The sequence below is a fragment of the Isoptericola croceus genome (genome assembly GCF_029382255.1).
GTDB classification, from domain to species: domain Bacteria; phylum Actinomycetota; class Actinomycetes; order Actinomycetales; family Cellulomonadaceae; genus Isoptericola; species Isoptericola croceus.
Genome location: NZ_JARLLG010000132.1, coordinates 1 through 280, shown reverse-complemented (window position 1 = coordinate 280; position 280 = coordinate 1). Strand labels below are relative to the sequence as shown.

The 280-nt window shown below is 52.5% G+C and carries 1 protein-coding gene; it reads left to right on the top strand.

Annotated elements, in window-relative coordinates; genetic code table 11:
* A partial coding sequence (locus tag PZC42_RS24440) for a dynamin family protein (protein WP_277214031.1) occupies window positions 1–280 on the top strand: 280 nt, incomplete at both ends.

The following is a 280-nucleotide window of genomic DNA, read 5'->3' as shown; positions in this document are numbered from 1 at the left end:
CGACCTCCCGGGTCTAACCAAGGTGCCGATCGGGGACCAGCCTTCTGATATCGAGAAACAGACTCGCACTTTGATCCTTGAGTACATTGCCAAGCCAAACAGTATTATTCTTGCGGTTTCTCCAGCGAACATCGACCTTGTCAACTCCGAGGCATTGAAGCTCGCCCGCCAAGTGGATCCCATGGGGCGGATGACGATTGGCGTTCTTACGAAATTGGACCTTATGGATCATGGTACCAATGCGCTAGACATCCTCACAGGCCGTGTCTATCCACTGAAG